Origin of the sequence: Vibrio clamense (assembly GCF_050337905.1) — a bacterium.
Lineage (GTDB): Bacteria > Pseudomonadota > Gammaproteobacteria > Enterobacterales > Vibrionaceae > Vibrio > Vibrio cortegadensis.
Genome location: NZ_JAKJTJ010000019.1, coordinates 362954 through 375576, shown reverse-complemented (window position 1 = coordinate 375576; position 12623 = coordinate 362954). Strand labels below are relative to the sequence as shown.

Sequence of the window (12623 nt, the reverse complement as noted above, 5' to 3'; positions counted from 1 at the left end):
CCAATGAGTATGCGTATTTCTGGCAAGAACATGCACTTTTCAATGGGTGACTACAAGCTAAAAGCGCAAAAGGTCAGCCTGTCTATTACGGATAATTCCGCCGTCAATAAAACCTCTGGTGTGCCAGATGGTTATGTCGATGGCGATGTAGAAGCAAGTGGTGAAATGGAACTCACTACGCAGCAATTCAACCAGTTGAGCAAGGCAGCAAAACAAGCCGGTTCTTGGCGCGGTATGCCAGATTTTGACGCGCTGTTCTACGGCAAGATTGATAAAGATGAACTGAAAATTGAAGCCTTCGGTTGTCGTATCAAAATCTCTGATCTTCTTGATGCTGATTCTACTGGTGGCAGTGCATTGGTTCACAAACTGCCGTTCGAAGTGACAAGCCCAGACTTTGTGAACATCAACGGCGTTCCATACCTTCGCCCAGATGAAACTGAAGACTTGGTTCAGTAGCTTTTTGCTCAATGGATAAGGGGGCTTAATGTCTGATGTTATCGACCATGCCAGTGGCCTTGAAACCCAATTCACAGAAGTGGCGCTTGCCAACCAACTGGCAAGGGCTAAGCAAAATGAACAACGGGAAAGCGCACAAGAATGCGGTGAGTGTGGCGAGCCAATACCCGAAGAACGCCGCGAAAAAGTATCAGGGTGTCAATACTGCACCCAATGCCAAAGCGACTTGGAGAAAATGACGCGATGAAACTAGGAGAGCTCTTTGTAGAGCATGTAATTAAGCCTGTTCTTGACCATTTAGATATGGTGACAGGTGGACACGGCAAGATGAACACGCAAGCGGCTATCAATCTGATTTTGATGATTGTGGCTCATGAGTCTGGAAAGTTGACCTATTCAAAACAGGTTCGCGGCCCTGCGCTTGGGTTTACTCAAATGGAACCTGCCACATTCCAATGGTTGATTGAGTGGTTAGGTAAAACGCGGCCCCATCTGTTGGATGCTTTATCGATGTTTGCACCCATTAGCGCAGAGCCCATTGGTCAAAATGATGCTGATTATATGGTGATTTCGCCCCAGTTCGCGGTGGCTACGGCTCGGTTGAACTTGATTCGATTCCCAGAAGCACTGCCAGAAGCCGACGATCTTGAAGGGTTAGCGCGGTACGCCAAGAAGTATTGGAACACTCACGCAGGTAAAGCCACAGCAGCGGATTACCTAAACGCATACAAATCCATGGTTGGAGATAAGTAATGAGCTTTTTAACTGGAATTATTGGCAAAACCTTACTTGAAGTATTGAAAGGTCTGTTCTTTCAAATTGGCTGGAAAATCATTCTTGAACGCTTTGCAACTCGCGCAGTGGTATGGGGGCTTGAAAAACTTCGTGACCTAAGCACCAACGACGTTGTGCAAGCAACCGTTGATGATGTTATTGCATCACTTCAAGGCAAGCGATTGAAGGAAATCCCACAGAAGGAATAGCTATGGATCCAAGTTGGCTAAACGCTTTAGTGGCACTGGCAACATTTCTTAGCTTGATAGTCAGCGCCCTTATTGGCTACTTATTCAAATTGTCCAAAGAGCTTTCGGACTACAAAACTCATGTGGCGGAGTATTACGCCACTAAAGATGAAGTTAAAGACCTAGCTGAGCGTGTAGAGCGCCAGATTGAAACGGGCTTTAGCAGAATGATTGAAATGCTAAAACAGAGAGAAGCAGCATGACAAAAGCCATTGTTTTAACCGTTGGAACAACTGATCTTGAGTTTAACCCAACGCCAGCCGAGTACGACGAAGCGCAAAACACCATCTTACAAGGTGATGCAAGTAGCGCCGCTCATAACTTCTTAATGAGTTGTGTGAACGAAAAGTCAAAAGACGCATTGCGTGAAATCACTAACGATAACGCAGGTGCAGCTACGCAGATTTATGGCGCCGTTCTTAAAGAGTACGCACCTAAGCTTTCTATCTCGGTAAAAAAATAGATGCGCTTGTCGCGGCAGTGGATAGCAGCGACAGGCAAAAGATGTATGCGTGGCGGCGAAAGTGGCTACCCAATGAACCGGATACTGATCAAAACTTTGCTTATGCGATTTGGTTAGAGAAAAACCATTGGGAAAACATGCAAGCCGTTACTGCTAGCGGTGTAGCCAAAGGCTTTGGCTGTTAATCACTAAGCAAATAGAGAATTGTTGATGTTACCAGACGCACTCAAATTTCAAGTTGGACTGATTGACCAGATTTCAAAACCTCTGGGCAATATTCAACGACAAATGACCGATGTCACCAACACTTATCGCCAAGGTACACAAACCATGGTAACAGGTGCGGCAGGCATGGTGGGTGCAGGTTTTGCTCTGCAACAAGCCTTGATGCCAGCCATTGAAATGGACAGAGCATTAGGCGAAGTGAAATCACTGGGTGTCGCAGATGAACAGCTGCAACAGCTAAGTGATACCGCACTTGAATTTGCAGTGGATTACGGGAAGTCAGCCTCAGATTTTGTGGCGGCTTCTTATGATATCCAATCTGCTATTTCTGGTTTAGGGGGCAATGAGCTTTCTGAGTTTACCCGCGCTTCGGGTGTGCTTGCCGCCGCAACTAAAGCGGATACATCAACTATTACCAATTACGTGGGCACCATGTACGGTATTTTCCAAAATTCAGCTAACCAAATGGGTAAGGCGGATTGGGTGAACCAGCTTGGTGGCCAAACGGCAAAAGCTGTGCAAATGTTTAAGACCACAGGCGATGGTATGTCTTCGGCATTCACTTCTGTGGGTGCAGCGGCTACTTCTGTTGGTGTGGGCATGACGGAGCAAATGGCAATTCTTGGTACTTTGCAATCCACCATGAGTGGCAGTGAAGCGGGTACCAAATATCGCGCGTTCTTAGCGGGTACCGCCAAGGCACAAAAAGCGTTGAATATGCAGTTTACTGATGCCCAAGGTCAAATGCTGCCAATGGTCGATATCTTGAACCAAATTAAAGGTCGTTACGGTGAAACCATATCCGTGGCGGAAGCGGCAGAGCTGAGCAAGGCGTTTGGTACACAAGAAGCCACCGCAATGATCCAGTTGTTGATGCAAAACACGGATGGGCTTGCCAGTTCAATTAATGAATTAGGAAAAGTGAAAGGGCTTGATGTTGCCGAGCAAATGGCCGGAGCAATGACCGACCAATGGGAAAGGATGGAACAAGGCGTATTTGCCATAAGCGCAGCGTTTGGTGCGATTCTCTTGCCTGGGCTTTTGCCTGTGGTGGGCTCGATGGCAGATGGTGCAATGGCGATTGTTCAATGGACTCAGCTTTTCCCAAACCTCACCAAATACATTGGTTTTGCTGCCGTCGCCATTTTAGGCGCCGTTGCAGCAGGCGGTGCTTTTACTCTCATGATGGGTATAAGCAAACAAGTCATGGCGACCTATATGCTTATGATGAATGGGATCACGTTAGCGAAAAAAGCCTATTCAGTTGTAACTCAGTTCGCTCGTGCGCAGCTTCTGGCACTCAATATCATGATGAATATCTATGGTGTTAAAACTAAGTTAGTGGCTGCAGGTCAGTGGTTGCTCAATGGTGCGATGAGTGCATCTGCCGCTATCTATGGTACCGCCACAACCGCGCTTACTTGGTTGGGTCGGGCATTCATGACAGGAACAATGGGGGCCTTGAAATTTACAGCCGCACTTCTGACTAACCCTATTTTCCTGATTGCAGCGGGTGTTACTGCTGCAGTCGTCGCCGTCGGTGCCTTGATTTACTACTGGGATGATCTGAAAGCTTCGTTTGGTGACACAACGTGGTTCCAAGTATTAGAAGGCGCAATCACATTAATCACCATGCCATTTAGAGCCATGTTTGAGTTCATCAAAGCAGGTTGGCAATGGGTGATGAGTGGCTTTACCGACACCAGTGGCTTTGCCTTCATTGGGCAAATGGCTGATTCCATGCGCAACATCTTTGGCAGCGTGTTCAGTTGGTTCACCGATAAGTTAGCGGGTATTTGGGAAACCATGAAAGGGCTAGTCGATTGGCTACCAGGTTTCGGCAGTGATGATGAAACCGCACCAGTGAGTTCTAAGGCAGTGAAAAGTGCGACACCTTACGCACAAGTTCAGCCAGGTGGCGCGGCCAAGAACATTGCCAGCTATCAAACCAGTTCAACCAATTACGGTGGCGTGGCGATTTACCCAACCTACATGAGCAGTCCACAGGACATGGCGAGTGAATTAGAAATGGCGGCAGGCTAATGGCGAATTACCTCTATCAAGACATCCTAATTGAAAACGGTGACGTGGTGCTCGATGCAGGCCGTAACCCTGTATTGATTCAAGACCGAGCGGTGATCGCCCAAGACATTAAACACGCCATCATTGAAAGCAATTTAGCGGTTGATCTCATCGCAGAGCGCAGCCCATCAAAAAAAGCGGATATTCGTACCAAGTTGGAATTGTTGGTTGAAGAAGATGTTCGTCTAGTACCAGGCTCAGTGAGATTAGAAGAACCAACAGAAGGCACTATTTACGTGCTCGCCACGACTGCAGATTTTGGCGATTTAGCGAAGGGTGATGTAACCGTGGAGATAACCAATGTCTGATATTCCGAAGCCAGATTACGCCGATCTGGTAAAGCAATCCGGTATTCCTACCGATGAAGCCAGTTGGAAAAAAGTGCTGAAAGAGGAGATGGAAAAGGAAGGCTGCATTATCTCTAACGATTCTCTTTTCTCCCCGTTCTGGCGCTTGATTGAATCGGCAGTGGTGAAAGTGACCTTGTGGCTCATCATAACGTTATTGGTGGGCTACGTTCTTCCAAATATGTTTGTAGCAACCGCCGTTGACCAATGGTTAGACCTATTGGCTTGGCAATGCAAGCTTACCCGTAAAGAAGCCACCAAAGCCAAAGGGCTGATCGCTTTTCAACGTGCAGCAGTAAAAGGACCAGCGTTAGTTATACCAAAAGATACATGGATTCAGACCGAAGCCATTAACGGCAATATTTACCGAGTTCGTGCGCTTGCTGATACCACGTTGCCAGAAAACGAAACCATGATCATGGTTGATGTTGAGGCAGAACACGAAGGTGCAGCCTATAACCTTGGCGAAGGTTACTACCATATTTTGCCAACAGCGATTCCAGGTATTGCAGCCGCAACGAACCCAGCCGAGTGGCTAACCGCTGCAGGTGCCGACAAAGAAAGTAACGATGAACTTCGTTTACGTATCCGCAACCAATGGAGCGCGGTGGCGAAATGGCACATTGATGCGGCTTACCGTTCATTGCTGACCAGTCGCGCAGGCATTAACGACGATAACGTGTATTTCGAGCATAACGCTCCACGTGGGCCAGGTACTGCGAACGCTTACATTCTGCTTGATACGGGTGAACCATCACCGGAAATGTTGACTGATTTAAACACCTACATTCGTAATCAAGGGCAACACGGCCATGGTGATGATCTGCAGGTGATGGCAATGCCAGAAACACAGAGCAATATTGTTTGCCATGTTTGGCCGCAACGCTCACTGACAATGGGTGAGCGAACAGATCTTAAAGCATCTGTTGGGAAGTTTATTGGCGCGGCATTCCGTGAGAATACCGATTATTCGCCAACAGTTACTAATCCAGTGTTGCGCTTTAGTTTCTCCAAATTAGGCCAAGAGCTACACGGGCAGTTTGCACAGATTGAATCACTCGAATTCGATAACGCCGACATCATTAACAACCTAACGGTGCCACGCATTCAGGCGTTGGAGGTATCCATTGAAAATACCTGAGATAAACCTTCGTTACTGGATGGGTAGAGGCGAACTCGCCAAGTTCGCCCGAGCCATGCGCAATTATTGGGAACATGTAAAAGCCGCATTCGAAATGCCGTTGCAACAACATGACCCACTGACCGCCCCAATAGCTTTGGTCAATATTCTGGCTTGGCAGCGTGGAGTCGAAAAGCTCGGTCAAGAGCCTGAAGAACTGTTTCGAATCCGTGTGGCTCATGCTTATGGGTTTTCTCGTGATGCGGGTTCGGTGTCCGGATGGGAAGAGATGTTTGAAAAGCTCGGCTATCCGCACATTGCCCAAGATGAAAGGCTAGTGAATGTCGACTGGGATGTGGTCAGCCTAAAGATTCGAGACGGTGACTTAACCAAAGTGCCGAAACTATTAGACACGGTGGTTCGCCAATACGGGCGTACTTGTCGCCGTTATCAATACACCAGTTATGTCGAAATGCCGTTGGCTGCGCGAAGTAAGAACATTGAGGCGCAATATTCAACAGCACACGTTAAGACCCGAATAAACGTTGGCATGTTACCGAACATGTTCAATGTCGATTGTGAATATTACCAAGCCACTGCGAAAGGCTAAGGAATTAGAAGAAATGGCAAACGTAACAGATAAGTCTATTTTAACCGCCGCAGGTAAGGCGCTATTGGCACAGCTTAACGCAGAAGAAAAGCCGCTTGTGATCGACAAGATGATTTTCGCCAACGTACCGAACCGACCAGAATACCCACAGCCTGATGATGTGGTGCCAAGCAATAGTGTCGTCCATGAAGCAGCAGTAGAACAGCGCGGTCGCCTTTCTGTTGACTCAGTGATCTACAGTACAACACTCACAAGCCAAGAAGGGCCGTTCGAATTCAACTGGACAGGCGCTTATTGCTCTGAATATGGTGTTTTGGTAACTATCGATCACCATGCACTAACACCTAAGACGGTAGACGAACCAGGTGTTTCAGGTAATACGTTGGTGCGTTCTGTCGTACTTGAGTACAAAGACATTGCTGAAATTACCAACATCACGGTGGATGCTTCAACGTGGCAGTACAACGCAACACCACGCATGAAGAAAATGGACGATGATGTGGCACAGTCCATCATCGACCAGAACGGCAAAGATTGGTTTATCGAAGGCGGTTTCTTGGTAACGCCTCAAGCGAGTGCATTCAACATCAAAGCGGGTGCCGGTTATGTGTCGGGCAACCGTGTCGCCCTTGAATTTGATCGCAATGTTCAGGTACCTAACAAGCCATCGTTTATCTACGTAGACTCGCACCGCGAAGGAACGCCAACAGGTGAGCAAGTCACTCTGTTTGATTTTGTGGTTACAGCCGAAGAAAAAGACGATTACACCGATGCAAATGACGTGAAGCACTTTGTTTGTAAGATTGCCCAGGTGTTGGTAGATGGCTCGGTGAGTGATTTGAGGCCTGAGAGCATAGATAAGCAATGGTCAAATGATTCGTTTGTTATGGCGAAAGTTGCTACTGCTGATGATATTTTGTCTATGGCTGCTAGTCCTCAACAAATACTGACAAAACGCAGATCAAGCAAGTTCAATTTTGCTGCCTCTGAAACAGGTTCAGCAAAATATGTTTTATCCGGCAAAGGCGTGCCAGGTTCAACAGATGGTGGTTCATATTTTGTTAATGCGAAGGGTGACAAGTACCAACTGGATTATGGTAAGACATTAAAAGCGTCATACTTTGATTTAGACTCTGATGTTTCAGCTAATAATACTGAATTGGCGGTAGCATTTTTTAAGGCATGTCAACATGGTGACACGCTAGACTTTTGTGATAATGAGTATCGTATCTATGAAGACGTACAAGGAATAGAAAGTCTTTCAGATGGTGGTGCCGCATTTGCTGTTCCAATATCGAAAATCCCTACCTTATATCAGAAAGTCTTTGTGAAAATAAAAAATGGCGGGCTTTATTCTGCTAATCAGTCGGTGGCAGATAAAAAAATGCGTTACCCGTCTACTGCTTATTTTAAGCAATGTGTAGACCTTGTATTTGATAACGCAATATTTGAATCGAAAGGTGAATCATGGGGTGATTCAGATGCATCGGGTTCACTAGGACATGATGCAAGAATGGATTTTTGTGCTGCCAATGGTGGTCACGCTTTATTTTTTGCACGTTGTTCAGGTGTCAAAGGAAACTTCATAACTCGTTTTTGTGGTTCTGTTGGCCCAGCATATTTTGCTAGTTGTGAAAAAACCAAGCTCAATGGTGCATTTTCAAATGCAGCCTCGTTAGGTTATGCACCATTTTGCTTTGATTCATGGTGTGGTAATTCTAATGTTACAGGCTTTGAAATGCATGACCACGAACTGATAAGTTGTGGATCAAATAAAGAGACGTGCCGCCGCCGAGAAGACGGAATTGTTGTCGGCTCTGCTGTATATGCTGGTAAGGGTGCCATCGTTGCAGAAGACCCTGATGTTTATGTTATTGACCGTGATGGTCGCTGGTTCGACCAATATCCGAACGGCTCAAGCAAAGATATTGGAGCTGTATACAATGCGACCTCTGCGAAAATTGACGGGTATAATCCAATATTCGATGAAGTGGCGTTTCTTGGGAGGGTTGGAAACAGTTCAGGACACCCAGGCATCCTGAATGTTTATAACCCGCAAGGTAAAGCCAGAATGTCAGTAATTGTTTGTGGCAACACTTCATTTTCATCTGTTCATGCGAATGTTAAAGGTGGCGATGTAGAAATCACCCGCCAGAATTTATGGCCAGATGATGAAAATACGCCAAAAGAGCTGACTGTTTCATCAATCGTTGCTAATAGGAAAGTAACCAGTTACGCATATGTCCATATAGAGTCTCATGTCCACGGTGATATTGACTTTGCTTTTATCAATACAAGAGCGTGTTACGGTTCTATTACCTTTGGGCCTGGTATATACGATGTGAAAGCATTATGTGATTCAGTTGGTTGGGGTGGAGGATCAATTGGTTCGCGATTGGGTGTTATGACGGTTGGTAATCCTGAATTCCGTTCTAATAGAGAATCATTAGATAGTTTTATTAAGTACAAAAACAAAGATACTCAAAACGTTTATACATATACAAACATTGATTTGAGCGGTGCAATTGTAGATTGCCCTGGGATTGCAGCGTTTGATGAACTGACTATTTATAATTCATCGACTCTGAAAGAAAAAGTTATATTCCCTAGGTTATTGAATGGCTACTATGCACAAACAGTGCATCGGCCATTAGAACAAGTGGAGGTTATTGTAAATAGCATCATTGGTCTGTCTGGAGATAATACAGTTTTAGAATTAGCCATGGTGCCAAATAGAAAGCCTAGGGAAAAACATCAAATAGTTCTGTCTAATGGTGAAATGAAGCCATGCACAGGAATTAATCCTGGTTCAGCACCAGATGCTGGCATTCTTTTATGTGAAGCCCTCTATCCTGGTGATATTAGGAATAAAGTTTCTATCGGAGAAAGACTCACATTATTATCAGCTTAGAGTGTGTATATGCTAACCCTAAACGGCACCCAACTCCCATTAAAGAACCTACGCGTCAGTGTTCGTCAACAACTAGCCGGACAGGATATGTCCGGCCAGACCTCGGCTACCGACCAAGCGGAAACAGGTAGCAAAGGTAAAATTCTGACCGTGAAAGGCGTGATCCCATTTACCAAAAAACAGCTACTAACCAACTTATTCAGTATGGCGGAAGCACAAGAAAACGATGCCCGTCAAATTTACCGTATCAGTAATAAAACGGCAGAAGCTTTGAAAATTCGCCAGGTGAAATTTCAAGGTACCGTTCGTGCTGATGAGCAAGATTCTCACAGGCAATGGAGCGTTTCATTTGAACTTATCGAGCATCTTTCGGTACCAGAACGAGTGGAACAACGCCAAGCGGACAAACCCGCCGCACAGCAAAAAGTGCAAGGTGTGAATACCCCTGTTGAAGCCGGACAAAGTGACGATGTGCCGCCAGGTACCGAAGTGGAGTTAACAGGCTTTCAGAAAGTACTCAACGAAACTAAAAAGCTCTGACCTAATGGTGATTTATGAGTGCAAACAATCGATTCATTAGCCGCGTTTACCTTGGTAAAGATAAAGCCAAGATGAAAAGCCATAGAGTCGTCTTTGATAAAAATACGCCAGGTCGCTGCGAGCTGACGGTTGAAGGCAATCCAGAGCCCAATACCATCATCGCCGTAGACTTAGGCTGGGGCGATGATATTACTAGAGTCTTTCTGGGTTACATCGAACGGGTACAACCTGCGGAAAAAGGTTGGTCTGCCGTCTTTTGCCGTGAGCTATCAGCAATACTTTACAAGCCACTGAACATCATCATGCGACACCCAACACTCATGCAGCTACTAAGCGAAGTCACCAATAAAACGGGGCTTCAATTTGTGGTACCAGAAAAGGCTTACAGCAAAACCGCCATCCCTTGTTTCTACAGTGATGGCAACGGCTATCGAGTCATAGACGAATTAGCCCAAGCGTTCAGCATTGACGACTTGTTCTGGCAGCAACAAGGCAACGGTCAAATATATGTGGGCAGTTGGCAAGATTCCCATTGGGCTGATAAGCCTATCACGATACCTAACGAACTCATGACCAACCACACGGCAAACAAATCAGTAAAGATACCGGCTATTCCAAGGCTCAAGCCAGGTGTTGTCGTGAATGGCCTTCGATTAGTCGGTGTAGAGTTCGAAGGAACGGAGGCAAAGCTAACATGGATGTGAATACTATTAAGCGCATTATCTTCCGGTTGTTTCCTGAGTTCACAGGCCAGTGGCATTTGCCAAGGTGGGGAAAGGTGGTCGCCTTGCCAGAACTCCCAGAAGAAGGGGATTTGTCTGATCGCTTTTATCCTCACTACTCGGTAGATGTTCAGCTACTCGATGAAAAGGGCATGGAATACGAAGATAAGCCACCATTGCAAGCGGTACCACTTCCGGTTCCTGGTATTGGTGATCATGCTGGTCGTTTAGAGCCACCTGCAATTGGTAGTGTTGTTGAATTAGGATTCATGTTTGGCCAACCAGACAAACCGTTCATCCGTTGCGTTCTTCCGCTTGGGTTCAAGTTACCAGGTATCAAAGAGGGTGAAAGCCGATACCAACAGCGTAAAGGTGTTTACCAACTAGTCGACCAAGAAGGTAACTTTGAAAGAAAAACAGACCAAGCCGACAAGCTTGAATGTCTAACTCAACAAATCAAAGTACTAGAACATCGTTTAACTGAAATTGGTGTCGACGATAGGCTGACAGTTTTAGGCAATCAGATCACTAAGGTAGAGAAAGATATTGAAGCGAACGCCAAGAACATGCGTTACACCGCAGACCTTATCACCATGAACGGCGGCAAAGGGGTAGTGCAGGGCGACTGTATTTGCGCGTTCACTGGCAAACCACACAGTGATTTATCATCAACCGTTAAGGCAGGCAAGTAATGGCATTAGGTAAAACATCACTCAAGACAAAAATAGAAACAGAGCTGCAAGCCCAAGGGATTGTGATCACAGGTGAACATGCCCAAGCGAGTAAGTTTGCGATTGCGATAGCCAATGCGGTAGTCGATGAGATAACAGAAAATGCACAGGTTGCTGTGACTGGTGGTAGCTCGGCTGGTAGTTATAAGGTTAGTTAAAATGTCCTTATCTAATTTTGAGGACATTTTCTTTGGGAGTTAAGCCTTTATTTTTGAGCTTGTATCTCATTCACTATGATTGGCAAACATTGTGAAATCTTCATAATTAGACGATGAACTTTCAATTTAAGTGGGTCTTCCCATTTATCATTGTTTGCTTTCTCTACTTGAATTAACCAATCTACGGCATGTGTTAGTAAATCATACTGTTTTTGGAGATCTTGTAGCAGTGCTTCAAATTCACTCACGCCAGATTCAAATAAAAGATGTAACTTATAATAAATCATTTGATTAATGCTTCGATTATTTAAGGGACCGATTGATTCTTGGTGGGCTACATCCATAAATTGAGCTAATAGCGTGATAGTATTGAAACGATCCCCATTTAGATTAAGGCCTTGATTATGCATTGGATCTCTAGAATAGCTTTCATTTGATATTAGAGCATGGATTACCCGAATCGGTTGGGGGTGAGGTTTCCATTTAGTAGGTTCTGGGGCATGGTTACCAGTAAATCTGAAGCATTGAGCTGTGGAGTCATAAATAAATTGCAGTAGTAAGTCGATTTCAAAAATATTCCATCTTAATTTTTGATGACCAGGAAGGGTGTTATGGTCGTCTCCAAGGGCGTTGTTGTCTACAACTTGAATGTGAAGATGATTTTTAATTGAGTGAACGAACTGAGAGTTCTTAAGGCAAAAATCAGCTTTTTGCTCATTACTACTATATTCGTCATATGTTTTACATATACTAGATAAAAGCTTATGTTTCTCACCGTCTGTTGATTCAAATAAAGCTTTAGCACTAAAAGTAAAAAAATTGTTATTTGGGAATAGCTCTTGATAGAGAGTTTCTTTATGTTTGAAAATGAATTTGTTGCTGTGGCTTGTTTCTAGTTGAGTTAATAATGAAAAAAAGGCATTTTTGTGCTCTAAATACATTTGCATATTCTGCATTTCAAGATGGTCACTGTGCTGCTTTAATAAAAACAGGAATGTTTTTCGAGTAAAGTTAGCGGCAAAAATTGCCCCTCCTGCTGCGATGATACCACCTGTACTACCAACCCACATAGCCCAATTCCCAAAGGCTGTTCCGTTAGTTTTAATATCTGAAATAATAAAAAAACCAGATAGGATACAGCCAAATAGGATGGCACCGATGATAGAGCAGACCCACACTGCACTAAGAATGATTTTGGACTTGTTTTTCATTTGCATTCACCAATTAAAACGA

General features: G+C 45.0%; 17 protein-coding genes. 16 read left to right on the top strand and 1 reads right to left on the bottom strand.

All coding sequences use genetic code 11. The features are described from left to right. Positions 1-3: 3 nt before the first annotated feature. The 16 genes from L4C39_RS04595 to L4C39_RS04520 are packed head-to-tail and all read left to right on the top strand — an operon-like array spanning position 4 to position 11390. A complete protein-coding gene (locus L4C39_RS04595; RefSeq protein WP_429744707.1) occupies positions 4-459 on the top strand; it encodes a phage protein in 456 nt (151 codons plus the stop codon). Positions 460-487: 28 nt separating this feature from the next. Continuing rightward, positions 488-706, top strand: a complete 219-nt coding sequence (locus tag L4C39_RS04590; RefSeq protein WP_429744705.1) for a TraR/DksA C4-type zinc finger protein — start codon at positions 488-490, stop codon at positions 704-706. Then, positions 703-1212, top strand: coding sequence for a hypothetical protein (locus L4C39_RS04585; RefSeq protein ID WP_429744704.1), 510 nt, complete (start codon positions 703-705; stop codon positions 1210-1212). The genes L4C39_RS04590 and L4C39_RS04585 overlap by 4 nt, the downstream gene beginning before the upstream one ends. Then, positions 1212-1442 (top strand): hypothetical protein, encoded by a 231-nt coding sequence (locus L4C39_RS04580; RefSeq protein WP_429744702.1) that lies wholly within the window; start codon positions 1212-1214, stop codon positions 1440-1442. The genes L4C39_RS04585 and L4C39_RS04580 overlap by 1 nt, the downstream gene beginning before the upstream one ends. Before the next feature lie 2 nt (positions 1443-1444). After that, a complete protein-coding gene (locus L4C39_RS04575) occupies positions 1445-1684 on the top strand; it encodes a hypothetical protein (protein WP_429744700.1) in 240 nt (79 codons plus the stop codon). Then, positions 1681-1944: a putative phage tail assembly chaperone gene (locus tag L4C39_RS04570; protein WP_429744698.1), complete on the top strand. Its 264-nt coding sequence runs from the start codon at positions 1681-1683 to the stop codon at positions 1942-1944. The genes L4C39_RS04575 and L4C39_RS04570 overlap by 4 nt, the downstream gene beginning before the upstream one ends. 41 nt (positions 1945-1985) lie before the next feature. Continuing rightward, positions 1986-2129 (top strand): DUF6890 family protein, encoded by a 144-nt coding sequence (locus L4C39_RS04565; RefSeq protein WP_429744696.1) that lies wholly within the window; start codon positions 1986-1988, stop codon positions 2127-2129. 25 nt (positions 2130-2154) lie between these two features. Then, complete coding sequence (locus L4C39_RS04560; RefSeq protein WP_429744694.1) at positions 2155-4212, top strand: phage tail tape measure protein; 2058 nt, start codon at positions 2155-2157, stop codon at positions 4210-4212. Then, positions 4212-4559, top strand: coding sequence for a DUF2590 family protein (locus L4C39_RS04555; RefSeq protein WP_429744692.1), 348 nt, complete (start codon positions 4212-4214; stop codon positions 4557-4559). Before L4C39_RS04560 ends, L4C39_RS04555 begins: the two co-directional genes overlap by 1 nt. After that, positions 4552-5739, top strand: a complete 1188-nt coding sequence (locus L4C39_RS04550) for a baseplate J/gp47 family protein (protein WP_429744690.1) — start codon at positions 4552-4554, stop codon at positions 5737-5739. Before L4C39_RS04555 ends, L4C39_RS04550 begins: the two co-directional genes overlap by 8 nt. Further along, the gene (locus tag L4C39_RS04545; protein WP_429744689.1) at positions 5726-6328 is read left to right on the top strand and encodes a phage tail protein; all 603 of its coding nucleotides are present in this window, start codon (positions 5726-5728) and stop codon (positions 6326-6328) included. Before L4C39_RS04550 ends, L4C39_RS04545 begins: the two co-directional genes overlap by 14 nt. Before the next feature lie 13 nt (positions 6329-6341). Further along, positions 6342-9239, top strand: coding sequence for a phage tail-collar fiber domain-containing protein (locus L4C39_RS04540; protein ID WP_429744687.1), 2898 nt, complete (start codon positions 6342-6344; stop codon positions 9237-9239). A gap of 9 nt (positions 9240-9248) precedes the next feature. After that, positions 9249-9779, top strand: coding sequence for a baseplate complex protein (locus L4C39_RS04535; RefSeq protein WP_429744685.1), 531 nt, complete (start codon positions 9249-9251; stop codon positions 9777-9779). 14 nt (positions 9780-9793) lie between these two features. After that, positions 9794-10483 (top strand): hypothetical protein, encoded by a 690-nt coding sequence (locus L4C39_RS04530; protein ID WP_429744683.1) that lies wholly within the window; start codon positions 9794-9796, stop codon positions 10481-10483. Beyond that, positions 10474-11193: a hypothetical protein gene (locus tag L4C39_RS04525; protein ID WP_429744681.1), complete on the top strand. Its 720-nt coding sequence runs from the start codon at positions 10474-10476 to the stop codon at positions 11191-11193. Before L4C39_RS04530 ends, L4C39_RS04525 begins: the two co-directional genes overlap by 10 nt. Then, positions 11193-11390 (top strand): hypothetical protein, encoded by a 198-nt coding sequence (locus L4C39_RS04520; RefSeq protein WP_429744679.1) that lies wholly within the window; start codon positions 11193-11195, stop codon positions 11388-11390. Before L4C39_RS04525 ends, L4C39_RS04520 begins: the two co-directional genes overlap by 1 nt. A 47-nt stretch (positions 11391-11437) precedes the next feature. Here the strand turns inward: L4C39_RS04520 and L4C39_RS04515 are convergent, their stop codons facing one another. After that, positions 11438-12601: a hypothetical protein gene (locus L4C39_RS04515; protein WP_429744677.1), complete on the bottom strand. Its 1164-nt coding sequence runs from the start codon at positions 12599-12601 to the stop codon at positions 11438-11440. Positions 12602-12623 lie beyond the last annotated feature (22 nt).